The organism is Extibacter muris, from assembly GCF_004345005.1.
Lineage (GTDB): Bacteria > Bacillota > Clostridia > Lachnospirales > Lachnospiraceae > Extibacter > Extibacter muris.
In genome coordinates this window covers 1-24,584 of sequence record NZ_SMMX01000023.1, presented here as the reverse complement: position 1 = coordinate 24,584, position 24,584 = coordinate 1, and the positions used below count along the sequence as shown (strand labels likewise).

Genomic DNA, 24,584 nt, shown 5'->3' with positions numbered 1-24,584 from the left:
TCTAACCTGTCTCAGCGCAGGCTCACCGCGCCTGCCGAGCCGAACCTCATATCGTCGAAAAGGGAAAGCTGGCGGTATGTCATCCCCGTGACCCCGTCCGGAAGCTTTTCCTTCGTATCCAGGAGGTTCCGCGTGATATAATCTTCCTCTATCTTCGTCGGATACATCATCCTGCCGCTGCACGTGATGAAATAGAGCGCCCGCTTCAGGACGACCCCTATCTTCTTCAGGTCCTGGAAGCCCAGCGTCCCGAGCCGCCTCGCCTTCACGATGCGCACGGCAGACTTGTAGCCGATGCCCGGCACGCGGAGCAGCATCTTGTAGTCCGCCCGGTTGACTTCCACCGGGAACTGTTCCAGATGCTTCAGCGCCCAGTTGCACTTCGGATCCAGCAGCACGTTGAAGTTCGGATGCTCCTCCGACAGAAGCTCTGCCGCTTCAAACTGGTAATACCGCAGCAGCCAGTCCGCCTGATAGAGCCTGTGCTCCCTGAGCAGCGGAGGGCCCTCGTCCGTCCGGGCCGGAAGGGTGGCGTCTTCATTGACATGGATAAACGCGGAATAAAATACCCGTTTCAGACCGAACTTCTGATACAGCGACTCCGCCACCTGCATAATCTGGTAATCGCTCTCCGGCGTGGCGCCGATGATCATCTGCGTGCTCTGCCCCGCAGGGACGAACCGCGGCGCATTCCGGTACGCCTGTATCTCGTACTTGTTCTCCGCCATGCCGTTCTGCACGAGCCGCATCGGAGCCAGTATGTTCTTCCTCGTCTTATGGGGTGCGAGCAGCTTAAGGCTCTCTGCCGTCGGAAGCTCCAGGTTCACGCTCATCCTGTCCGCCAGAAAGCCAACCCTCCTTACAAGCTCCTGGCTCGCTCCCGGAATCGCCTTGACATGGATGTAGCCCTGGAAGTTGCATTCCTTCCGGAGCTTGAACAGCGTGGCATAGATCAGCTCCATCGTATAGTCCGGGCTCTTCAGGATGCCCGAGCTCAAGAACAGCCCTTCGATGTAATTGCGCCTGTAGAATTCCATCGTCAGCGTACAGATCTCCTCCGGGGTGAAGGAGGTCCGCGGCACATCGTTGTTCCTCCGGTTGATGCAGTATTTGCAGTCATAGATGCATTCATTCGTAAAAAGTATCTTGAGCAGCGAGATGCATCTGCCGTCCGCACCAAAGCTGTGGCAGATGCCCGTCTGCTCGCAGCTCCCCATTCCGGTCCCGTCGCCGCTTCTCGAAGTTCCGCTTGACGTGCAGGCCACGTCATATTTGGCCGCGTCGGACAGGATATTCAGCTTGTCATACATGGACATCGTTTCCTGAATTCTCATAATGCGCCTCCGTATCATCCTTATCTTCCCCAAAAGCATAGAGAACATGTGTTTGTTTTCATTTTACAAACATACGTTCTCTTTGTCAATACTTTTTTGCATTTAACTGCTTTCATTTTCCATCATGTTTTTACCGCTTGACACGAACTTATGTTCGATGTTATATTAGTCCAAACAGAATCGACTGTATGATTGGAATTTCGCACTATACATACTTTTTTCTACGAAGGAGGTGATACCTGTGACAATCCAGGAACTGAAAGACACGATGTACGTATACACAAGCCCCGGCTCTGCCGCCCCGTCCGTCCATATGACAGACGCACAGTGGCAGCAGAAGTTCCGGCTCATGAAGCAGACGGTGCGCCCTTCCGGACAGAAGCGCATGTCCGGCAGCTATACATCCGGGCCGGCTTACGGCGGCAGCCGGTATGGCACGTACGATGGCGCCACGAACTGGCAGACATACGCCCTGTATATCAATGACACGCTTTCGCAGCTTCGGGCCAAGGAGACGGCTTACGCCTGGTTCACGTACCAGATCCGGGACCTGCTGTCGTACGAGCACGACAGGCTCTGCTCCCGCTACTGTCCCCAGGACCGTATGTGGGTCCTCTGGCTGGAGGACAGACCCCGTCAATCATAAAGGTAAGGGAGGAATAGTGATGAAAAAGAAACGAAACCGCGCGCTGTCTGGACAGATACATATCTATTCGTTAGAGACCGGCTGCTTCTATACAGAGAAGGAAGAACGGCTGCATCGCGCAATGGCGCGTTACATGAAGCATAAGGCTGCGCTTAAGTCTGCCTCCACAGACGGCTATGATGATGATACGATGCAGAAGTATGAGGCACTGCGCACCCATGTAAACAGTAAGATCAAGAGCTATAAAGCACTTCTGGCAGAGGAGCTCGTCTCCGACCCCGGTATCGTACGCACGCTCCCGGAAGAAAAGCTGACAGATACGAGGATCATCTCTGTCTTTGAATCTGCCCTCACACGCACGGCCGGAATGAAAGCCGGCGAGCTCACGACCGGTATCATCGTCGTCCAGACTTATTTCTACGACGTCATCCGTCAGCTTATCGTCAACGGCTTCTATTATAAGCGGGAAAAATATATCTACTTTACCTCATCGGCCGGGCAGATCCGGACGAAGAAGACCGTCTTCATAAAGGAGAGCCTCTGGAAGAAGATAGAAAAGCCGCTTATGTGCGGACTCACCGTTCCGGCAATCAACGAGCGGGGAGGTATGAACGCCAACAAGTTCCTTGCCTATCTCGCCCTGTCCAACTCTGCCACAGAGCCGTGGACCGGCTTCGACATCAGAAGATGCATCGTCGTGCCCGACTTCGAGACTTCCGTGCGCTGCAGGGTGGACTTCATCCATGACGACACTTATACGATCGAGCGGAAAGAGACGGATGTCCCCATCCCCCACACGGACGGCTGCGGCATGATACTTCCCCGGCTGTCCCGGAAGAACTTCATGGTCCGCCTCCCCTGGGTGAAGGGGCTGCTCGCCTCCTTCAACTTCGTCAGGTTCATCCGCGAACACGGCGCTTCCCCTGTCGTCACGGATATCTACGGGAAACGGTGGGATATCCTCGCCGACCGCATCCAGATCATCTTCACCGAGAGCCAGTTCAAGATGAGCCGCTTCTACACCTCATGGGAACAGTACCAGACGTACTTCGAGGACTATGGATGCCAGGCCGGCATCTGCAACATGGAAGAAGATTATGTTCCCGATGCCACCCTCAATTACCAGATGCTGCAGACGCTCACCGACATTACGGAAGAAGAGGCCGCCTATCTCATCCGGCCTTCTCTTTACACGCTGGAGAAGCTCTCTTCCGACAAGAGGACGATACTGCGCGTCTTCGGAGCGGTCCCCGGCAACCCGGACAAGACATGGCTCCAGCAGGCGCTCCTCCTCTATCCGGAGATGATTGCCGACGAGTATATCCGGGCAAGGCTCAGGGAGATTAAGAAAAGCCTTGTAAAAGAATACCGTTCCGGCAAGCTGGAGATCTCGGGCAAGTATACGTTTATCGTACCGGACCTGTACGCCTTCTGCGAGCGCCTGTTCCTCGGCATCCCCGAACCGGAAGGGCTGCTGGCGGACGGGGAAGTGAGCTGCCGCCTGTATTACGCCGGCAAAAAGGTGGACTGCCTGCGAAGCCCCCACCTGTACCGGGAGCACGCGGTCCGCAGGAATATAAAAGATGAAGCCACCGCCCGCTGGTTTACGACAAACGCCCTCTACACGAGCACCCATGACCCGATATCGAAGATCCTGCAGTTCGACGTGGACGGCGACCGTTCCCTCGTGGTAGGCGACCCCGTATTCGTGGAGATTGCGGAGCGCAATATGGCTATGGACGACATCGTCCCCCTCTATTATGAGATGAAGAAGGCCCGGCCTGTGCCCCTGTCCCGGGAAGTCCTGTACGAAGGCATCAGCGCCGCCTACAGAGGGGGCAATATCGGACGCTACAGCAACAGCATCTCCAAGATATTCAACAGCGTGGACTGGGCCCATGTGACGGAGGAGGAGAAGGAGGAGGCGCTCCGCGTCATCAAGCTGCTCTGCATGGAGAACAACTTCTGCATCGATATGGCCAAGACCCAGTACATGCCGTACCGCCCGAAGGAGACCGATGCCCTAATCCGCACCTATACGAAGGGCAGGCTGCCCCACTTCTTCCTGTATGCGAAGGACAAGACGGAAGGCCAGGTAGAGCCGGCCGGCACAGGCTTTGTAGACCGGCTGGAAGAACAGATCCGCTACCGCCCTATCCGGCTCGGAGGTAAGAACTTTGGTAAATTCTCTTATACGAAGCTGATGTCCCGACCCCGCATCGAGATTGACGACCAGGTTATCGAGGCGTATGACCGGCTGAACCGGAAGTACCACTTCCGGCTGAACCCGGGCAGCGCAGACAACGTAGATTACGTCATTGCGGCGGTCCGCAAGGAGCTGCTCGGCTTCAGCTACAGCGAGGCAGAGATCTGCGACATGCTCGTCAAGCACCTGTACCGGAAGAAGACGCCCCACAAGGAGCTGCTCTGGCAGTGCTTCGGCTCTGTCATCGTCAGCAACCTGCAACGCAATCTGCCGGAGGGCAGCATCCAGTGCGAGCGTTGCGGCACCCGCTTCGTCCCCACGTCGCCGAACCAGAAGTACTGTACCGGCTGCGGCACGTACCGCCCGGCAGGGACGAAGACGATAGTGTGCATCGACTGCGGCTGCCCGGTGGAAGTGGACGCGAAAGATACGAAGACGTGCCGCTGCCCCCTCCACCGGCAGGAGCACCAGAAGAAGCTCCGGCAGGAGCAGAACCGGCGGGCTTATGAGAGGCGCCGGCAGAATCAGCAGGCAGCAATTTCCGTTTCATAATGCCCAGACCCCTTGTAAAATCTAGCTTTCTCCAGCTCTATCAGAACACATGTTCTTGTTCGGACGTGCCGGAACCACCGAAGCAGCGAGGGCTGGAACCATATTTTCCCAATTCGCCTACAAGGGAACATACCCACACACTTCTTTTCATATTCTTTTCTCCGGAAGGAGGGCCGGCTTATCAGAAGCCGGCTCTCTTTCCTTCTGTCAAGAATACAGATGCATCTGGACAATTATAAAAGGAGGTGGATGTCTATGCACATCAACTGGAAACTGCGTCTTGGCAACAAGGTGACGCTGACTGCCATCATCATGGCGCTCCTCTCACTCGTCTACCAGCTTCTCGGTATGGCCAGTATCGTTCCCCCCGTCTCTGAATCCCAGTTGGTAGAGACCGCAGGAATGGTAATCAATCTGCTCGTATTGCTCGGCATCGTCACGGACCCGACGACAGAAGGCGTCTCGGACAGCCAGAAAGCCCTGACTTATGATCAGCCAAAGCAGAAAGAACAGCCATGAAACCTGCACACACTATAAGGAGGTGAAAGAATGGAAAGAAGCAAGAACCCGCTGGAAACGCTCGGAAAGATAAAGGACACCCTTTCGGACCTGTTCTTTGAAGACGAACTCGTACAGAAGCTGATCATGCCTGTACCTGACGACAGCCAGCTCTCGCCAAAAGAGAACTGGACGTCCTGCCACTGCTTCGACACCGCAGTGCCGCCTGCTTCTGTTAAGGAAGACCAGGCATTCCTCTGCCTTGAGACAGAGGCCCCGCTCACTGCCGGCGCTGCCCTGCAGGTGCGTATCACCATACATGCATACGCCCGCGGCAGCATGCTTCGCATGACAGAGGCCATGAAGCAGGAATACGCATCGGCCTACGGACTGTCCGGCAACCGGATCGACATGGCTCTGGCAGCCATCCACCGCGCCGTCACTGCAGATGAGACACTTCTTCGCACGTTCGGCACCGGTATGATGCAGCTCGCGGAAGAGAAGCCGGTCACTTCGCTGTGGCAGGACGAGCGCTTCTATGGAAAGTCTCTGAGCTACACCATCTGCCAGATGCCAATCAGTCCGAAGGGGCAGGTGGCGCGATGAAGCTCGATTATTATGACCTGATCAGCCCCGCGCCATTTGCCATACAAGGCGTGGGCAGCATCCGGCCGCTTAAGCTCAGAGACGTCTCCAAAGTGACCGGGCGGGTCTACTCCACTTATCTCGCACTTCTTAACATATCCCCGGAAAAATACTGTACAGAAGTGAATGAAAGCCTGAAACCCTGGTACGACCACCTGAACGAGGAACAGCTGTCGTGTCTGACCATGTACGATATCGCCGCCAGCAGCACTGCTCTGCAGCAGTCCTTTTCCGCCATCTTCGACTTCTTCTTCGAGGAGCGTGTCCTTTATGACACGTCAAAGGATGCCTTCGTCGTCTTCCGCCCCGTCAAAGATGAGGAAGGCAGAGACAGCATCCATATCACAGGAACCATCCACAAGGGCAACTACCTGGAGGTCTGTGATATCATCCTGCAGTTCGGACACATAGATACGAAAGATACCGTAGACCCTGCCAGGGTAAAAAACAAAAAGGGTCTGGCCCGGTATCAGGAAATGCAGAAGCGCAAGAAAAAGAACCGTATCAGGCCCAAGGCCAATGCCGACCTTGAGCTTGCCAACATCATCTCTGCCGTCTGTGCCATGCACAGCAGCATTAATTATACAAACGTGTGGGATATGACCGTCTACCAACTCTGGGATACATTTGCCCGGCTGCGCAACAATGAGATCTACGCATCCGGCAGAACTTCTGTCTCCGTATGGGGAGACAAGGAGAATAAGTTCGACTACAACTTATGGTTCAAGAACATTACAACTACAAACTGACCCGGCCCCTTGACGGACCGGCAGAAAAAACAGGAGGATTATATTATGGGATTAAATTCAAAAATGGCGAACAGAGAAGTTCAGAAACTGATTTTCAAGGATTACACGACAAAGAAGCCTTTCCTGAACCTCGACTTCGCAAACACATCTACAACAGAGCTTACAGGCGAGACGATGTTCGCTTACGGCGGACAGGGACATCCTAAGAGAGTGTCCTTCGCAGGAGAAAAGGGCGGCACGCTCACCATCGAGACACAGATGCAGTCTGTCAAGCTGTGGGAGCTCATCACCGGCGGCGACGTATCCAAATCAGCAAAATACACGAAGCGGGTTGTCCTTCCGGTAGCAGAAGGCAAGGTGACGCTTCCTGAGGCTCCGGCTGAAGGCTTCGCTCCTGACTTCTATGCAGAAGACGACGACTGCGGCAAAGAGCTCAGCGCTACGATGGCCGGTGCGATTGCCACTCTGGCAGATGCAGACGGTATCACATCTGTAGTTGCCTACTATGTGAAAGAAGTCACAGATAAGGTAGAAAGAATCAACATCAAGTCTACCAGCTTCCCGAAAGCATTTATCGTGGAAGGCGAGACATACATGAAGACAGAGGACGACGACATCCTTCCGGCAAGGATGATCGCCTACAAATGCGTGCCTCAGTCTACGATGTCACTTGCATTTGCCAACAACGGAGATCCGGGCGCTGTCACAATCACCTGCGACCTTCTGGCAGACAAGGACAACAACATCCTCGACCTGATCGTAGAGGAAGAAGCATAATTCCAGTTTTATCAGTATTGTAGTTAGGCCTCACCGCCGCAGCGCAGCGTGAGACCGTCCGCAGGGGGCGAAGGGTCTCCTGCGGCATCCTTATAAGGGCAGAAAATACAATACGGGTATTTTCTGCCCTTTTTTTTACATGGGAAAGTTATTTCCTATGTAAGAAAAACCCTCCGGGGGATGTACACAATGTGCAGTGGAAGGCTGCTACGCAGCCGCACATTGGCGCACAAAGTGTACAAGTCCCTCATGAACGAGGTATTTAGGGCGCTGAAGTGGACTTGTCCACTTTATGTTGAAACGCATTGTTTGTCCTCATAATAAGGGAAACCAACAAAAGAAAGAAGGGAAACATCATAGGCAGATTAAGATTTGACACGTTAAAAGAAGCCTTTGCATGCTACGGAGAGGGCAGCCTCGTGCCCATCGACACGCTGCCTCAGATACTCATGTATGCGAAGTCCGGCTGCCAGCCAGTCCACATCTGTGAGTCCGAGCGGCCCGACAAGAAAGGGAAGATCGTATGCTGGTACTTGAAATCCGAGACACAGTACGCATACAGGAAATGGAAAGAAAGCAAACCGAAAAAGGAGGAAAAGAATCAATGAAAAAGGAAAACCCGGCAATCAAGACAACCCTGTCCATGGAGGACAGGATACTCATGCCCCAGGAGCTGGCAGAAGGATACTTCACGGCAGACGGCGAGGGACGCGTAAGCTATACCCCTTACTACGCCGACATGATGCTCATCAACGTATTCTTCCTGCACTGCGTGGACGGCATCGCCTTCGAGGTCAAAGAGACCGAGGGCGGAAAGAATGAAATCGCAGAGAACATCTACGAAGCCGTCACGAAAGACGCGGAGCTTATGAAGCTCTACGACGAGTTCTTTGAACAGGATAAGGACACTATCCCGTCCTGCCCGTACAAAGAGGCCGTCATCCAGATGTACGGCATCCTCTCGGACACGGAAAAGATGGTAGAGTTCAGAAAGCAGCAGCTCATCCACGAAAAAGAAGACGCGCTCACCGCCCTTCTTCTTGCCGCCACGAAAAAAATAGAGGCCGTGGACCCGAAGCTGCTGAACCTCAGGGAAGCTCTGGAATATGTAAAAGAAACGTACAACCCGGCACAGGCCGCCCATGTGCGGGAAGCCCGTAACAAGGAAACAGATTGATACAGCGTCATGCACGGAGGTGTGATATATGGACAACAATGATTACGTAAAAGTCCTCGGCGTCAGATTCGACGCGCTGGAAGGTCTGACCGTCGTCGCCGACAGCAATGTAAAGGATTTAGAAGCCGCTGGGCGGTATGCGGCAGAACATGACGACGGTACTGCCATCTGGATAAGCGTCCCGTGCAGATGCGATATCTGTAGAATCTTTTCCAAACCAAATGAAAGAAGGGAGGATTCCATTGAGTGAACAATATAACATAAACGTACAGCCTGTACTGAATACAGACGCACTGTACGAACAACTCAATCAACAGAAATATAAAATAAATGTAGAGATTGACAGCGCCGCCTTAAGCGGACAGCTTCAGTCCGCGGTGAACAGCGTCACGAGCGAGGCGCCCGCGAAGGTGCCGGTGGAGATGGATACGAGCGGGCTGGAAGAAGGGCTTATATTATTTAATACTATTGGAGCAAGCTCTGAGTATATAAAAAATATAGGCAAGTCTATACATTCAAGCCTGGATTAACTCAAAACCATAGAGTTACACTTATAAGTGAGTCCACTTCATAAACAGAAAATGACAAACATGGTGTCATTGACAAGTTATGTTAATGGGGGCTTGTAAAATATACCCAAAGGAGTATTGGAGGCCTGGTAATTCCTCTTTGCTGGAACGGAAAGTGATATGAAACCGAAACGGAGCTGGTGACAGCATACGGTATGGTTTGAAAATTCATATGGCAAACTATGTACAATACATAAATGTCCCAATCAGCAGTACACTCATCTGGCGTCAGTTGAATCATATAATCTGGTAAAACAGGATAAAGATTCTTAACAGTGAGGATATTCAACGACTACCCATCCTTGTAGCTGGCATGACCTTATATTGCCAGCTATTAAAGTATAGTCTAAGTGTGATGCCTACTTGCTAGGCATATAAACATTACCCGTCAGCAACGGTGCTACTCTCTCACTGTTGTTTACGTTTGTCACAAGAGGGTCCCAAAGTTTAAAATAAATAATTTTAAACGTATCATAAATTAAACTTTACACAAATCCAATCATAATACATCGTACCTTTATAGAGTTTGCTTCTGACATAATAAGCAAACTAGTTGAAACAGTAAATAACTCCTGAATTATTACATCCACATGTTACCACAATTTCTACACTTTTTCCAAGGTACATATAAAGTATTCACACTACCCACTGAAGCAGTCCACTTTCCTATATCTGTACTACCGCACCTTGGGCAGCGGGGTTTCGGCGGCAACTTCTTCAGTTTCGCTATATTATGCTCCTGCATTTTCCTTAATGTTTCGTTATAATCTGCCGGTATTTCATTATTGTTAAATGTAATAACAGAATCAACCATTATATCAGATGGCAAATGATATTCTTCCACTGCTGTAACATAAATCCTCGCAATATCAGGATGCTCTGGATTTTTAAAGATTATATGCCTTTCCATCTATTTTACAGTAATATTTGTTCTGTCCCCTTCATATGACCCCCAGTACATATAGTTATACATAAATCCTAAGTATGGTACTTAAATTAAAATATGTTAAGATGTAGCAATATCTCCTATTAGTAAATAGTAACGTCTCATAATTCCTACACTAATCAGCATGAAGCAATTCATCGATTTCAACTCATCCAAGTCTTTCCACATTTATTACAGCTAAGTCGCTTTACATATACACCATTATTAACATTTATAGGAGCATACCATTTCCTTATATCTGTACTACCACACCTTGGGCAACGTGGCAGCCGGGCCTCGGCTTCTTTTTGCTTTTGCTCAGCCTCTTGTTTAGCCTGCAGTTCTCTTCCTTCAAATGCGGCCATGTCAAAATCATCAGGAAATTGTTCCTTCAGGAACAGGGCATACGGGTTTCCACCTTTTATTCTTTCCACTTCCGCTAATATTCTTGGGTCTCGTTGTAGAGTCATATTCTTATACTCCCGCTCATTGATTCCCATGCTTTCCATGATTTTTTCCTGGACCCCCTCCAGTGATTCATTATACTTGACTGCAAACTCACGTATACCATACCTGGTCTGAACCATAGCTATATTGCAGTATTCACATTTAACTGTCACCGGGCCCATTAGGCCGTTTCCTGAGGTTCCGCATCTTGTACATAAGATTTTTTTATCCAAGTCGTCTATGCTGTTGTCTTGTAGGTATTTCTGGAGCGGAAAACCGCAAAATAGACACTCCACTTCGTATGAAGGGATTTTTCTTTTACACCCTGGGCATATGATATCTTTCATATTATTACACCATCCTTTTATCCAATTATAACATTTTAAAAAATGAAACGACAATCATTTTTCAAATTACACTTGCCACTAATTAAAAATATCAAGTCAGGCTTTGCCAATGGGGCTGAAAATCTCTCAAAAATGGATGTTATGTCCCAGGCTCTAGCAACCACTTTCCCCAAAATATTTTCAGTAGTCTCGCAAGCCGCCCCATTATTGGGAATTATAACTGCCACAATCGGAGGGCTTGCACTTGTAAATAGCCTGACGGAAAGTTATGGTGAAGCAGTTTCTAAAGCACAGGACACTGCCTCTCAATATGCCCAGACAAAAGGTGAATTACAAGCAGTCAACACAGAACTATCGTCCGTGCAGTCACGGATAGAAGAATTGCAATCCAAAGGAAAGTTATCATTTACTGAACAGAGTGAATTAGCCAATCTCCAAGAGCAAAATGCAGCTCTAGAACAACGCTCGGCTCTTCTGACCAAGCTCAGCGATGCTCAAAAATATACTGCAGCCAAAGATGCCGCCAACGCAATGCAGAAGAAAGATGACAATATTCTATATGAAACAAGTGATGAAAATGATGCCTTAATGGCATCTTACGCCGGTGGACGGAATGATGACCGTGAGATGCATAAGCGTACAGATGCAGAGGCCATCAAGGAAGATGTCGATGCAATCAAAGAATACGAAGCCGAGATAAATAAGCTTAAAAAGGAGCAAAAAGGACTAAATAAGGATGACGACAGCTTCAAAAAAAAGCAAAAGACTATTGACGATTATCAAGAAAAGCTAAGTAAATACTCTGAAGATTTAAACAAAAGATACGCAAATGTATCGGAATGGCATAATTCCATGATTAATGATGTTACCGGAAATCCTCTTCCAGGTTTTGAGCAGCAGGTTCATGAGCTTGAAGAAGCTATGAACTATACAGAGCGTCTCAACTTTGAAAGCGGTACTCCTAAAGGTGATATTGAAAGCTTTTTTTCTGGTTCCAATACTTCAGGTATAAATAATTATTTGACAGAACTTGCAAAGGCTGGAAAGTCTACAGAAGATATCAAAGCGGCTATCAAAGGGCTTGGGTTAACCTCTAAAGATTTTGGTACTGCTACCTTAGATGATGTTGCCAAGCATTTTAAAAATATAGCAAACGCAGCAAACGAAGCGTCAAATTCTGTAGATAACGTAGACGGTTCCTTTTCCGGAATCTCCGAGGCCTTTCAAACAGAAAACGCAGGCGATGCCTATGAAGAAACAGGTAATTATCTTCAAAAAGCAAAAGAATTATTTGATAAAGGTCTAGTCAATACAGATGATGTCAAATCTGTAGCTAAAATGATAGGTGCCGACACCGAAAATATTAAGGGTACATTTGCCGAAAAATATCAACAGGCAATGAAATACTTCACTTTCGATGAAAATGGCAATATGACCGAAGATGGCGTATTGACTTTTATGGATGAATATGAAGCAAAATTAGAAGGTGTTAACGGTTCGTTCAAGACATCTGCTGAAGCTGCTAAAGCTATGAATATGACCGCCGAAGAGTTTGAGATTCTGATGGGACGAGCACAAGATCACGATTTCGATTTCGGCGATATGGTAAAATCCTCAGAACGGTTAGAGTCAGCAAAAATGGCTCTTGCCGGTCTGAAAGATATCTATAAGGATCAAGAACCTCCTGAAGGGATGGAGGATAAGTTGGCAAACTGGGAAGAGGCCCTTGCCAACACGGATCTTACAGAGTTAGATCCTACTATAATAGCCAAGATTGAATTTGCCTATGATTTGGCATCTTTACAGCAGAGCATTGATGAGGCACAGGCAATTGCAGAAAACGGGGGTGATTCAAGCGATTGGGCGGAATTATTGGCCCAAAAGCAAACCTATCGTGCTACTGCTGAAGAAGGACTTGGATTTAACAAAGAAGGGTTTGTCGCTCCCTTACAGTATGACATGGCCGGAAATGCAATATCGCTACTTCAGAAACAGATGGCAGGATCCAGTGAAGAAGAAAAGATTAAGATTCAAGCTGAGATAGATAATTTAACTGATGTACAGAATCAGCTTTTAGACGCATTTGCTGAATCCGAGTTTTCAATGAACCTGGATGCAGACAGCACTGCAGAGGAATGGCAGAATGCTCTTAATTCTTTTCTGGAAGAAAGTGAAGGGCAAGGCATATTGGATAATATGGACCTGTCTATCGAATCTGCAAAAGAAAAGCTTGCAGAGTTGACAGATATGGATCCAGAAGACGTCACTATTCCCTTTAACTTAGATACAGTTGATGCAAATGCCAGCCTGGAAACTATTCTCTCTCAGATAACAGGAATACCAGAAGAAACCATGGCGGAATTTATCGCTAATGATGAAATCAGCCCTGAGGCCATAAATGTACTCTCAAATCTCAGTGGAATTCCTACAGATACTCTGACAGAAATGCAGGCCAACGATGGGGCAACTGGCGTTATAGCTCAGGTACTTTCCGAGCTATATGGGATTCCTCCGTCAAAGATATCAGAATTGTTAGCCCAGGATAATGCAAGTGGAATTGCCAATCTTGTTAATTTAGCGGTTGACGGTATATCGTCATCTCATAAGACAGATGTAACAGCTACAGACAACGCTACAGGTATTCTTTCATCTATCAAAACCTCGATTATGTCTATACCAGCCGTTAAAAAGGTTACTGTAGCTGTCTCGAAAATTGGTAAAAGTATTAAAGATTTCTTTACCGGAGGCAGCGGGGCAGATGGAACAGCACATGCACAAGGCACTGCCCACTCCGCCGGCACTGCCCTCTGGCAGTACCGCCATTTTGGTTCCCGTTCCTACAGCGGCGGAAGCTGGGGCCTCCCCCACAGCGAACGCGCCCTCATCAACGAGCTTGGCCGCGAAATCATCGTCCGCAATGGCAGATGGTTTACGCTGAACAACGGCTACCCTGCTATGGCCAGCTTAAAGGCCGGAGATATCGTCTTCAACCATAAGCAGTCGGAGGCTCTGCTGAGCCGCGGCTATGTGACCGGCTCCCATGCGCGCCTCGTGGGCAGCTCTTTCGCCGAAGGCAGCCTTGGGCATCTATCCGGGCGGGCGTATGCAAGCGGTACGGAATTCAAGCAGGAATTCGACCAGATCGAGATACTTATCGACCGCATGGAAGCTGTGTTCAAGAGGATCTCCGATTCGATAGAGACGCTCTCCTACAACCTCACCGCCCAGAACAAGCAGGTGGACAGCGCCATCGCCAAGGCGAAAAGCAACCTCTCCTCCTATCAGAAAGCATATGACACTTACATGAGCAAGGCCAATGCCGTCGGCTTATCCGGTTCCTGGGTGAACGCGGTGCAGAACGGAAGCTACGATGTCAGCACCATCACGGACGAAAGCTTAAAAGACAAGATAGACGACTACAAGAAATATTATGAGAAGGCGCTCGGTCTTCAAAAAGACATCGCCGACCTGCAGAAAGACCTTGTCGACCTTGCCATGAAGAAGCTTAGCAACATCGACTCCTACTTCAGCAACCGGTTCGACTACAATGACGATTTCGGCTATGCCAACCAGATATCCGAACTGAATGCCGCCCTTTCCCAGTATCAGAACGAGCTGGCGAAGCAGGTATCCTCCGGTACGATCAAGCAGTATTCCGACGAGTGGTACGATGCCCAGAAGAAGATTGCCGATTATACGCAGAAGATACTCGATGCGACGTGGAAGAAGTTCGAGGACACCCTCGACCATATGGACAGGGTAAGCGATAACCTGAAGGATTTCCTGAGCCTCAAGGAAGCCAAAGGCGAGCCTCTGACCGAGGCCGACTACCAGAAGCAGATTGACCTGAACAACGATTCCATACAGAAGAGCTACGACTTGAGGCAGCAGCTCGTAAAGAAGCAGGCCGTCTATGATGTGGGCTCCAAGCTGTACGACAGCCTTGCCAAAGAGATTGCCGGATTAGATTCCGACATCTATGACCTGATGGAGAATAACGAAAAGCTGAAGAAGTCCATCTGGGAGACCCGGTTTACCAATCCGTTTGAAGAAGTCATAGACGGTCTCGATGCAACGATCTCCAGTTCCAAGAATCTCCGCTCTCTGCTCGATAAGGATTCCTTCTTTGATGAGAGCGGCGCCCTCACCGACAACGGCCTCGCCAACCTGGCGCTGCTCGGCCAGGAGATGGCCGCGTCCAAGCAGAAGGTAGCCGAATATACGGCTGCGCTGAAGAAGCTGGATGAAGCCTGCCAGAACGGGATACTCAGCCAGGAAGACTATGAGAAGAGCCAGAAGAACATGCTCAAGGACATCCAGGACGCCGCCGGTGACGTGCAGGACTATAAAGATAAGATTATCGACCTGTACAAAGACCAGATGAAGGCCGAGATAGACTACATGGATGACTACTATGACAAACGGCAGAAAGCGCTGGATCTGGACAAGAAGTATTATGACTTCTCCAAGAAGCTGAACGACCGGTCCAAGTCTGTCAACCAGCTCAAAGCACAGATAGCTGCGCTCCAGGGCGTCAACAACGCCTCTGCCCAGGCGGAGCTGAGACGGCTTCAGCAGGAGCTTGCCGAGAAGGAAGAAGACCTCGCCGAGCTGAAGAAGGACCATGCGGACGACATGATCGACCGGGGCTACGACAAGCTCTCCACAGGGCTGAAAGACAGTCTCAACTCTACCATGGACGAGCTGACATACAATGCCGGCAAGCAGGAACAGGTCGTGGCGGATATGCTGAACAAGGTCGTATCCATGTACGGCCAGGCATACGGCAAGATCAATGAGATAATCGCCAATACGGGATTCGCGGGAAGCTCCGGGTTCCATCAGAACATCACGGACCTCGGCACCCAGTCCGGCGCTGCCGGGCAGATGGAGGCAGGTAGCGCGTCACAGGGCAGCGTCCAGGCTTCCGGCACAACCACAGGCGTGGATACCGGGGCCATCAACAAGAACCCGTCCCACGATGCCATCATCGAGGACATCAGCAAAGAGTCCGACCTCAACAACCGTCCTGTCGCTGAACTTACCCTGAGCACCACCTCACTTTCGCTCACCGAAGGGAAATCCGCTGTCGTATCTGCCAGAATCCGTCCGACGGACGCGGCGAACAAGACGCTGCGCTGGACCTCGTCCAACACGAAGACAGCCACCGTGTCCGGAGGCACCATCAAGGGCGTCAAGGCAGGAAGCGCCGTCATCACCTGTACAACCACCGACGGAAGCGGCATCTCCGCCACCGTGTCTGTCTCCGTTGCCAGGGCTCCGGCCAAACCGGCGCCCTCCCAGAACAGCCCGGCTTACGGCGGCATTCCGTTCCGTTATAAGAAGGACTACTATCCGAAGAACAAGCTGAACGTCAACAGCTCCATCGTGGACCGCCTCAAATCCCACGACTTCGATTCTTCCATGTCCGCCTGCCGGGAGCTTTACAACTACTGGGGCGGAGGCGGCTATTACTCCGGCACCTACTCCCAGAACGTCTGGCTGCTCAACAAGATGCGCTCCGCCGGCTACCGCAAGGGCAGCCGCTCCGTACCGATAAGCGGCCCTGACTTCGTACACGCCGGAGAAATCGTCATCCGCAAGTCCGACGGGGGCATCCTCGTTCCACTTCAGCGGGGCGACGGCGTCATCCCTTCCGGGCTCACCGAGAACCTATGGGACCTGGCGGAACGGGCGCCACAGCTCCTCTCCGGCGCCGGCTTATGCCTTCCGGCCCCTGGCAGGGCACACCAGGCTTCCGGGGAGCGTGGGCTGCAAGCACAGTTCAGCTTCGGTACGCTGCTCAATATAGAAGGGAACGCAGACAAAGACATCGTAGACGAACTGAAGTCCGCGCTGCCGGCCCTTGGAAAAGAACTGACACAAATCGTGTCATCAGAATTATCAGACGATTACCGTAAATTGAAGTAAATTTCGAAAGGGGTCAGACCCCTGGCGCAGCCGGGGTCTGACCCCTATGAAAACAGGAGGAATTGTATGTCCAAATCTTTTAAAGACTTTATATTTTTAGACAAAAGGCTGTCCGACCTGGACAGTCATTATATTGCGGTCGATTTCGACCAGGACCCGGATTCGTACTTTGCTTTTGCAAGAGATATCGAATACGGGGACACGAACCGTTACCGCAGCGAGCCCGGCTCCGTGCGGTCGAAGCCCGGGGACAAGCTGAAGTTCGAGCTCCATATCATCAAGGACCCGGACGTATGTGCAAGCCAGTCCGGGCGTGTCATCACTCCTGCAGACATCCGGGAGCTGGCACGCTGGCTTACCTCTACCGTCTCTTCCGAACTGCTCTCCTTTGAGTATGACGGCGACGGAGACGGCATGCCCCGTTACTACTACGGGCAGTTCTCGGATATCCAGTCGTTCCACGTAGCCGGTGATGTATACGGGCTGCGGCTCATGTTCGACTGCTCCTCTCCGTATGGGTATACGGACGACATCGTCCACACGGTCGCCTGCGCCAAAGAGACGGCCAGCTATACCCTCACGAGCCAGGATGACCGGCTGGACGAATATTGCTATCCCGTCATACGCATGGCCCCGGACGCCACCGGGCAGGCTTATTTCCTGAACCTGTCCGACTGCTGCATCTATGACGAGGGGACGCTTGCTCCGGCCCAGTCCAACGCCCTGCTCATGGTGCAGTTGAAAGAAAAAGTATCCGATTACGCACTCGCCCACGGATACGCGGCAGAATTCCAGCTCTCGGAGGATGGGCAGCGTATCTTGACAGTCGGAGACGATACTGCGCTCTGCTTTCTCTACCGGGATTCCTATGGGCAGGAACATAAATGCATTGCGTGCTATGTATCATCGACCTATGAATACTACATCGTCCGGGGAGGTTTCCTCTGCTTTGACGTCAACCGGGACCTGCCCGTTACCATCGATGCGGACAGCCTGTTCATCTACGATGACATCGGCCGCATGGTGAAGCTGTCAGATCTGGGCGTGGCGGACACGGACTACATGTACTGGCCGAGGCTCATAAGCGGGGAGAACGCTTTCCTGTTCTGGGCGGATGGCTGCACCTTCACCCTCACTTACAGAGAGACCCGGAAGGCAGGTGCTTAGACATGAAGATACTGTTTAATAACAATAAGCAGCCGGACCCGCCCCATTTCTATCTTGGAACGCCGGACCACGAGCTGCTCTGCCCTCTCAATGGCATACGCCCCGACTCGGTGAACCTTACGCTCAGCCTGAACGACACGGCAGAGCTGTCATTTTCCTATGACAGATACATTCTTGCCCCGGGCCAAAGCAGCCGGGGACGGGTCATGTCGTCTGGATACGACCTTCTGAACGACTTCATGTGCATCTATGTGGAACGTATCGGATGGTTCATCATGTCCACCCCGCAGATCTCTAATGACGGAGACGAAGAATATAAGAAAGTCTCCGCCCAGTCGGCGGAGATCGGTCTGACGAACAACGACCTCCTAGGCTTCAAGGTCAACTGCGGAACGACTGACTCCATCGAAATGCTCGTCCCCGACAATGTAGAATACATCGGGGACGTCCCATTTGCCAAGAAGCAGGTGACATTCTGCGATAAAGAGCATCCAGAGCTGAGCCTGCTGCACATGGTCCTCTCCTTTGCCGGCATCGAAGGCTGGAGCATCGGCCACATCGACGAGATTTCGAAAGTGTACCGTTCCTATAAGGACGGCGAACTTGTGGAAGAGGTCGTCCAGCTAAAGGACGAGATCGGCACCTTCGACGTGGACTCCAAAAGCGTCTATTCTTTCCTGACACAGGACGTGGAACAGTTCTTTGAATGCCTCATCCTCTTTGATATCGAAGCCATGACAATCAACGCCTTCCGCCCGGAGAATCTCGGGAAAGATACGAACGTGACTGTCGGCTTCCGCAATCTTCAGAATGCCAATGACATCTCCGTGGATAAGAACAGCATCTATACCCGGTACCGGGTGGAGGGGGACGACAAGCTCGGCATCGAATATGTGAACTTCGGCAGCAATATGATTGAAAACCTGTCAAGCTTCCTCAATGAAAACTACATGGGCGAGCCACTCATAGCCAAATACAACGCCTGGCGTTCAGATACGGAATCCAAAAGGTATGAATATATGGAACTGAGCCGCAGCTACAACAGCCAGCTTAATGTCATGTCGGAGCTGATGGACCGGCTGCCTCTGGACGACTGTTCCACCGAATGGAACAAGTTCAGCGACGATAACCTTCTGAAAGCCAGAGACAATTACGAAGCGCAGCTCAAAGGCTATGAATCTTACTACGTAGACGATAACGGCGACTTTGACGAGGAGAAGCTTAAGGGCTCTCCCGATGCCAACGACTACTATCAGATACGCGACGTCATCCTCCCGAGCATCGCTATCGAGGCAGAGAACCGGAAGCTCCCCACCTCAGAAGGGGAACTGCCCTATATCGATTCTTACAAGACAGACTGGAAACTGTACGGCATCAGCGAGCTTCTGACCAACATCGACTTCTACCGGTCACAGAAGAAGTCCCTGGAAGATGCCCATTATGACATTCCTTACGAAGATTATGCCCGGAACACAGAGGCAGACGAAGATTCCTATCCACCCCATACGAGAGATATGCACGAGGAGATGCATTCGCAGTATCTGGATGTCGTGATGCAGCTTGACGAGACTATCTCAGGCTCCTGTGCCAACGCCCTCGCCGAACGCACCGCAGCGTACGAAGCTGCGGAGGCACTGGCAGAGGCGCTTCAGGAGCAGCGGACGCAGCTTGCATACTCCGTGGACAAGAGGAGCTGGAAGATGGAAGGCACCGAGCCATTTACGAGAAAGGAGCTGCGCACGCTGTCCCGCCTATACCGGGACACGGATTACACGAACAATAACATGTTCCTTACAAGCTCCGATGACCAGGTGACGGCTATAGACGAACAGCTCAAGCTCTACGATGCCGCGGTTAAGGACCTGGAGATCTCCAGCCAGCCGCAGTATGTCTACGCCACAGACCTTGAGAACTTCCTGTCCATGTACAAGTACAGGCAGTACACAGACAACCTGGAGCTCGGCGACTTCCTCTACCTCGGCACCCAGGACGATTATGTCGTGAAGCTCCGCCTCATCTCCTGCAGCTTTAACCCGCTGTCCATGGACAACGACCTGCGGATTGAATTTTCCAATATGGTAAAGACAGGCTCCAAGCGTTACGACACGACCTATCTTCTCGGACTTGGAGGGAATACATCCAAGAACCGGATCTCCGGCTCTGCCGGTAGCTCCTCTGCCAACGAAGGGGTTACGCTCACGACAGGGCTCATACAGAAGATTCTCTCTTCCACTCTATTTAACAATAAAGTGGCAAACGCAATCAACCAGCATTTTCAGGCGCTTACCGGACAGATGATTGTCGCGAAGAACCTGCAGGCCGAGTTGATACGGACTTCCGATATCCATGCGGAAGACGGATTTTTCCAGTATCTGCAGTCCCGGCTCATCGCTGCCGACAAAATCGTATCCGACAGCGCCGTCATCAAGCAGCTCGACACGCTCGTATCCACCATCAAGAATGCCCTTATCGGAAGTTCTTCCACAGAGACCGGTATCATCATTAACCTCACTGCGGATAATGCCTCTATAGAAGAAGCCTTCCTGAAAGACGTCGTCGCACAATATATCTCCGTCAATGACCTGAAGGCCGGCAGCATCAACACGAACCGGATCAACATCCTCTCGGAAGACGGTTCCCTGTCGGTCATCGGCAATACCGAGACGTTCCGTGACAGGGACGGCCGCGTGCGGCTCCAGCTCGGCGAAGATGCCGACGGCAATTTCAGCTTCATCGTCTACGACGCAGCCGGGTCGGGAGTCATCATGGACCAGGACGGCATCCGGGCATCCGCCATATCTGACGGCCTCATAAAGAATGACATGATAGCGCCTTCCACGATCGGCAGTGATAAGATCAACTGGAAAGAAGCCGGCGCCTCCCTCGACCAGAACGGCAACCCGGTCTGGAATTCCGCACAGATCACCGTTAACGGCGAAGGGCTGGACATCCGCTTTGCTTCCATCATCGATGACCTCTCCCGTCTCGGCTCGACGATGGAAGGGGTATCGGCCGCAATCGATGCTGTTGAAAAGACTATCACCGACAAGGTGTGGCGGACGGATCTGGTGGAGATTACCGATGAGGCAGGCAATACGGTCAGCAAGTCTATCGTAGACCTCCTGGTACAGCACAACATCAGCTTAAGCGGTATCACCGACACGGTGAAAGAAGTGCAGACCGATACCGGGACGCTGGCGGAGCGCATCACCGAGGCCGAGCAGGATGCCTCCTCCTTCCGGCAGACGGTCACGGAGACCTATGCCACGAAAGACCAGGTGGAAACCACGAAGTCCGAGCTGACACAGCGGGCCGGGGCCATAGAGGCTTCCGTCACAGACCTGAGTGGAAATATAAGCACTCTCACTGCGGACATGTCCGGAATCACCCATCGGGTGCAGGACGCGGAACACAACATCACCTCCGTCCAGACGAAGGCGGACGGTGTCGAAACCGAGATACGAAATGCCAAAGGAGATAAGGCCACCTTGAAGGAAAAGGTTGACGGCATCACCGCCTCCGTCGAGACGGTAGACGGGAAAGTCTCAGAAGTGGTGCAGACCGCCAAAGAGCTCTCTTCCACCGTTACCCGGAAGCAGGACGCTCCTCCCACTTCGATCCGTTACATCCGGGACTGGCTGAACGGGAGTTCGGTGGATGCCCTAAGCCACTGGGTCGAATGCCGGGTAATGGCAGGCGGCTCTAACATCGCCTTCAGCCTGACCCCTGAAGCATATGACCAGAATGGCAATAATATTGAAATCAATAATCTAAAGGCTTACACCGATGACGTCCTCATCGCGCTTGACGATAACAATGTGCCGATAAGCAGCACCTTTATCACGACAGGCTCCGGCCAAAAATGCATGCAGCTGGATCTGGGAGAAGCCTATCCTGACATAGATAAAATTACCGTATGGCACTACTATCTTGATGAAAGGATCTACAACCACAAGCTGGAAGTCTCGGCAGACGGACAGGACTGGTACGCGCTGTACGACAGCCGCTTCTCCGGCGGTTATGCCGAGAAGGAAGAAGGGCGCGTCTACTACATTTCAGACAGCACCATAGACACTAAGCTTTCCAGCATTACACAGAACATAGACGAAATCAGCCTCGCCGTAGAGGGCACAGGAGATTCCCTCGACAACCTGTCCCAGAACATGGAGTCACTCTCAGATGACGTGCAAAAGAATAAGTCCGAGATTCAGGTAGCATTGGAAGGCATTCTAAACAGGGTCACTTCCGTAGAGGGGAAGACCGCGGAGACGGAGCTTACCGCCAATGGCTGGAAAGCCCTGTTCGCACAGATAGGCATGTATGATTACCCTGACATCGTCACGAACGTGCTCATGTCAGTGAACGGCCTGGAAGTCTCCAATCCTGCCACCGGCATGAAGACCGTGATGACGACGGAAGAATTTGCCGGTTACTATAACAACGACGAAATGTTCCGTTTGGAAAAGGACCTCACGAAAACTGAGCGCATCGAGGTGCGTAACGGTATCGACACGACCGCTATCAAGATGGTTCCGAAAACTTACACGATAGACGGTGTGACCTTTAATGCCCTTCCCTTCGTCAAATCCGGGGGGACGAGCTAAACACATATATGCAGGAGGTGTCTCCGGGCACCTCCTTTTTTACATAGAAAGGAGAACAAAATATGGCAAGTGGTTCATGGAACTTCGGTACAAGCAATCAATATATCACAGGACGCATACGCTGGTCCTCCAAATCAAATGGCTCTAACGCAAATACCTCGACGGTTACCGCGTATCTGGACTATATGAAATCATCCAGCTCAACTGCGGCGACATACGGTACATTCAACGGGGCTATCAGCATAAATGGCTCTTCCGGGGCAGTGTCCAAATACATCACCCTCAGCGCGAATAACAGCTGGGTCAACGTAGGCGCCCGGACAGTAACCGTAGGCCACAATAACGACGGAAGCAAGTCTACTGCCATCGCCGCAAGCGGCGGCATCAGCGGCACTTCCTTCGGAAGCTCCAGCACCTCCAATAGCGTAGCCCTTGATAAGATCCCCCGCTACGCTAACATAACGACATGGAAAAACACAGCCGTGACGCAGACGAGCGCCACGTTCCAGTGGGGTGCAGATGCATCCTGCAGCGCCGTCTATTATATGATAGGAAATGGCTCATGGGTTGCCACGTCCGACACTACATTTACCATATCCAGCCTGGCGCCCGACACTACCTACTCCGTCAAGCTGAAAGTAAGGCGCTCCGACTCCGGCCTGGAGACGACATCCGGCGCTGTCACGGTCAAGACAAAGCCGATCGCATCTGTCTCCAGCACAGCCCTTGCGTTCGACATAGGCGAGAATCTGCCGCTGACGCTCATCAACTATGATTTGAACGCATCAGCCTTCAGCTTCCATGTAGAACGCGACGACGGCACCTGGACGGACGGCCTTCTCACTGCCAGCTCGGAAAAGAACGTACAGAGCGTCACTCTTCCGCTCTCGGACATTGCCGATACACTGTATAGCTGCTGCACGACGAAAAATGAGATGAAGTTCAAGCTGTCATGCGGCACTACAATAAACGGCAAGTTCTATGAAAACATCTCATACGGAACAGCCCGCGTTATAGGAAGTAATCCTGTATTCTCCGCCTATACTTACAGGAACACGGATACCGCAACATCATCGGTGCTGCAAAATGCGGCTTACATCATCCAGAACTACGGCAATATGCAGGCACAGATCAGCACCGCCAACCGGGCGTCTGCCAAAAATCATGCCATAATCGACAAGTACATAACGACCGTTACAGATGCAAAAAATGAAATCAAAAAGCAGCTGCATACGCCATATTCTGCCGGTGAAGTGCTCATAGACATTGGAACGATGGCAGAACATGGCACCTATAACATCAATATTCATGCCCTCGACTCAAGGGGCAATACTTCCGCCACCATCACCAAGACCTATCATGTCCTGCCCTACAGCCGGCCTGCCACAAAAATCACTTTGGGACGAATCAACGAATTTGAAAAAGAAGTGACCATCGACCTTTCCTCGATATACTCCAAGCTGAAAATTGGCACTGCAAGCAAAAACAACCAGTTTAACGTCAAGTACCGATACGCGGAAGTCGGGACCACCTATGGTAATACATACACCACAGTCACTGGCATAAAAAGCTTGGATGCTCCCGGCTCCTCCACAGACTTTAAAGCCACCCTGCTAAAAGACTCGAGCAGCGACCCATTTATTACATTAGACATTGAAAAGTCATATAACTTTGAATTTGTAATCTCCGACCGAATCACGACAACGACAGAGACCACGATGGTCGACAAAGGCATTCCGATATTTATGCCGTGCGATAACGGCAAGGTAACCGTCGGGATGCTCCCCGACTTCGACAGCAATGCAGATTTTCAGGTGGGGACAGACATAATGGCTACAGATTCAAAAGGTACGCAGAGGCTGATATTGGATGAGATAGATAAGACAAATGCGGATTTGTCAGTTACAAACACAAATATTAGTTATATGTTGGATGAGCTAAATCGTAACCTGGGTTTTGTATATGGCAGCAATTCTAACGGGTATTATAAAAAATATAACAATGGTCTTT

17 protein-coding genes are annotated in these 24,584 nt (G+C 51.1%); 14 read left to right on the top strand and 3 right to left on the bottom strand.

Going from position 1 to position 24,584, the window contains the following annotated elements; all coding sequences use genetic code 11:
- Nucleotides 1–11: 11 nt before the first annotated feature.
- The gene (locus E1963_RS17470) at nt 12–1,334 is read right to left on the bottom strand and encodes a putative DNA modification/repair radical SAM protein (RefSeq protein ID WP_132280812.1); all 1,323 of its coding nucleotides are present in this window, start codon (nt 1,332–1,334) and stop codon (nt 12–14) included.
- A gap of 241 nt (nt 1,335–1,575) precedes the next feature.
- On the opposite strand from E1963_RS17470, the gene E1963_RS19830 reads away from it, so the two are divergent.
- From E1963_RS19830 to E1963_RS17425, 10 genes are all read left to right on the top strand, one after another.
- Nucleotides 1,576–1,980 (top strand): hypothetical protein, encoded by a 405-nt coding sequence (locus E1963_RS19830; RefSeq protein WP_167482244.1) that lies wholly within the window; start codon nt 1,576–1,578, stop codon nt 1,978–1,980.
- Between the two features lie 19 nt (nt 1,981–1,999).
- On the top strand, nt 2,000–4,738 hold the full coding sequence (locus E1963_RS17465) for a zinc ribbon domain-containing protein (RefSeq protein ID WP_167482243.1): 2,739 nt from the start codon (nt 2,000–2,002) through the stop codon (nt 4,736–4,738).
- A 255-nt stretch (nt 4,739–4,993) separates the two neighbouring features.
- On the top strand, nt 4,994–5,257 hold the full coding sequence (locus E1963_RS17460; RefSeq protein ID WP_132280806.1) for a phage holin: 264 nt from the start codon (nt 4,994–4,996) through the stop codon (nt 5,255–5,257).
- 30 nt (nt 5,258–5,287) lie between these two features.
- Nucleotides 5,288–5,842 carry a hypothetical protein gene (locus E1963_RS17455; RefSeq protein ID WP_132280803.1) on the top strand — a complete coding sequence of 185 codons (555 nt, stop codon included), beginning with the start codon at nt 5,288–5,290 and terminating at the stop codon, nt 5,840–5,842.
- On the top strand, nt 5,839–6,630 hold the full coding sequence (locus E1963_RS17450) for a hypothetical protein (RefSeq protein WP_132280800.1): 792 nt from the start codon (nt 5,839–5,841) through the stop codon (nt 6,628–6,630). Before E1963_RS17455 ends, E1963_RS17450 begins: the two co-directional genes overlap by 4 nt.
- A 45-nt stretch (nt 6,631–6,675) precedes the next feature.
- The gene (locus E1963_RS17445) at nt 6,676–7,407 is read left to right on the top strand and encodes a hypothetical protein (RefSeq protein ID WP_049728309.1); all 732 of its coding nucleotides are present in this window, start codon (nt 6,676–6,678) and stop codon (nt 7,405–7,407) included.
- Nucleotides 7,408–7,712: 305 nt separating this feature from the next.
- Nucleotides 7,713–8,015: a hypothetical protein gene (locus tag E1963_RS19480; protein ID WP_145964200.1), complete on the top strand. Its 303-nt coding sequence runs from the start codon at nt 7,713–7,715 to the stop codon at nt 8,013–8,015.
- Nucleotides 8,012–8,584 carry a hypothetical protein gene (locus E1963_RS17435; protein WP_132280797.1) on the top strand — a complete coding sequence of 191 codons (573 nt, stop codon included), beginning with the start codon at nt 8,012–8,014 and terminating at the stop codon, nt 8,582–8,584. The genes E1963_RS19480 and E1963_RS17435 overlap by 4 nt, the downstream gene beginning before the upstream one ends.
- Nucleotides 8,585–8,612: 28 nt before the next feature.
- Nucleotides 8,613–8,834, top strand: a complete 222-nt coding sequence (locus E1963_RS17430; protein WP_049727663.1) for a hypothetical protein — start codon at nt 8,613–8,615, stop codon at nt 8,832–8,834.
- Nucleotides 8,827–9,114 carry a hypothetical protein gene (locus E1963_RS17425; protein WP_243117792.1) on the top strand — a complete coding sequence of 96 codons (288 nt, stop codon included), beginning with the start codon at nt 8,827–8,829 and terminating at the stop codon, nt 9,112–9,114. The genes E1963_RS17430 and E1963_RS17425 overlap by 8 nt, the downstream gene beginning before the upstream one ends.
- 619 nt (nt 9,115–9,733) lie before the next feature.
- On the opposite strand, the gene E1963_RS17420 is transcribed toward E1963_RS17425, so the two are convergent.
- Both E1963_RS17420 and E1963_RS17415 read right to left on the bottom strand, forming a co-directional pair.
- A complete protein-coding gene (locus tag E1963_RS17420) occupies nt 9,734–10,063 on the bottom strand; it encodes an NIPSNAP family protein (RefSeq protein ID WP_243117791.1) in 330 nt (109 codons plus the stop codon).
- Between the two features lie 179 nt (nt 10,064–10,242).
- On the bottom strand, nt 10,243–10,872 hold the full coding sequence (locus E1963_RS17415; protein ID WP_243117790.1) for a hypothetical protein: 630 nt from the start codon (nt 10,870–10,872) through the stop codon (nt 10,243–10,245).
- A gap of 207 nt (nt 10,873–11,079) precedes the next feature.
- On the opposite strand from E1963_RS17415, the gene E1963_RS17410 reads away from it, so the two are divergent.
- From E1963_RS17410 to E1963_RS17395, 4 genes are all read left to right on the top strand, one after another.
- Nucleotides 11,080–16,803, top strand: coding sequence for an Ig-like domain-containing protein (locus E1963_RS17410; protein ID WP_167482242.1), 5,724 nt, complete (start codon nt 11,080–11,082; stop codon nt 16,801–16,803).
- Between the two features lie 66 nt (nt 16,804–16,869).
- The gene (locus tag E1963_RS17405) at nt 16,870–17,970 is read left to right on the top strand and encodes a phage tail domain-containing protein (protein ID WP_132280788.1); all 1,101 of its coding nucleotides are present in this window, start codon (nt 16,870–16,872) and stop codon (nt 17,968–17,970) included.
- Nucleotides 17,971–17,972: 2 nt separating this feature from the next.
- Nucleotides 17,973–22,574, top strand: coding sequence for a methyl-accepting chemotaxis protein (locus tag E1963_RS17400; RefSeq protein WP_132280785.1), 4,602 nt, complete (start codon nt 17,973–17,975; stop codon nt 22,572–22,574).
- 62 nt (nt 22,575–22,636) lie between these two features.
- Nucleotides 22,637–24,584, top strand: a 1,948-nt coding sequence (locus tag E1963_RS17395) for a hypothetical protein (RefSeq protein ID WP_132280782.1), incomplete at its 3' end; no start/stop codon positions are given.

What these genes read in the sequence shown, in the direction of transcription:
- E1963_RS17405 (WP_132280788.1), top strand. Translation starts at nt 16,870, where the DNA reads ATGTCCAAATCTTTTAAAGACTTTATATTTTTAGACAAAAGGCTGTCC.
- E1963_RS17470 (WP_132280812.1), bottom strand. Translation starts at nt 1,334, where the DNA reads ATGAGAATTCAGGAAACGATGTCCATGTATGACAAGCTGAATATCCTG.
- E1963_RS17455 (WP_132280803.1), top strand. Translation starts at nt 5,288, where the DNA reads ATGGAAAGAAGCAAGAACCCGCTGGAAACGCTCGGAAAGATAAAGGAC.
- E1963_RS17465 (WP_167482243.1), top strand. Translation starts at nt 2,000, where the DNA reads ATGAAAAAGAAACGAAACCGCGCGCTGTCTGGACAGATACATATCTAT.
- E1963_RS17415 (WP_243117790.1), bottom strand. Translation starts at nt 10,872, where the DNA reads ATGAAAGATATCATATGCCCAGGGTGTAAAAGAAAAATCCCTTCATAC.
- E1963_RS17400 (WP_132280785.1), top strand. Translation starts at nt 17,973, where the DNA reads ATGAAGATACTGTTTAATAACAATAAGCAGCCGGACCCGCCCCATTTC.
- E1963_RS17460 (WP_132280806.1), top strand. Translation starts at nt 4,994, where the DNA reads ATGCACATCAACTGGAAACTGCGTCTTGGCAACAAGGTGACGCTGACT.
- E1963_RS17445 (WP_049728309.1), top strand. Translation starts at nt 6,676, where the DNA reads ATGGGATTAAATTCAAAAATGGCGAACAGAGAAGTTCAGAAACTGATT.
- E1963_RS17420 (WP_243117791.1), bottom strand. Translation starts at nt 10,063, where the DNA reads ATGGAAAGGCATATAATCTTTAAAAATCCAGAGCATCCTGATATTGCG.
- E1963_RS17430 (WP_049727663.1), top strand. Translation starts at nt 8,613, where the DNA reads ATGGACAACAATGATTACGTAAAAGTCCTCGGCGTCAGATTCGACGCG.
- E1963_RS17435 (WP_132280797.1), top strand. Translation starts at nt 8,012, where the DNA reads ATGAAAAAGGAAAACCCGGCAATCAAGACAACCCTGTCCATGGAGGAC.
- E1963_RS17450 (WP_132280800.1), top strand. Translation starts at nt 5,839, where the DNA reads ATGAAGCTCGATTATTATGACCTGATCAGCCCCGCGCCATTTGCCATA.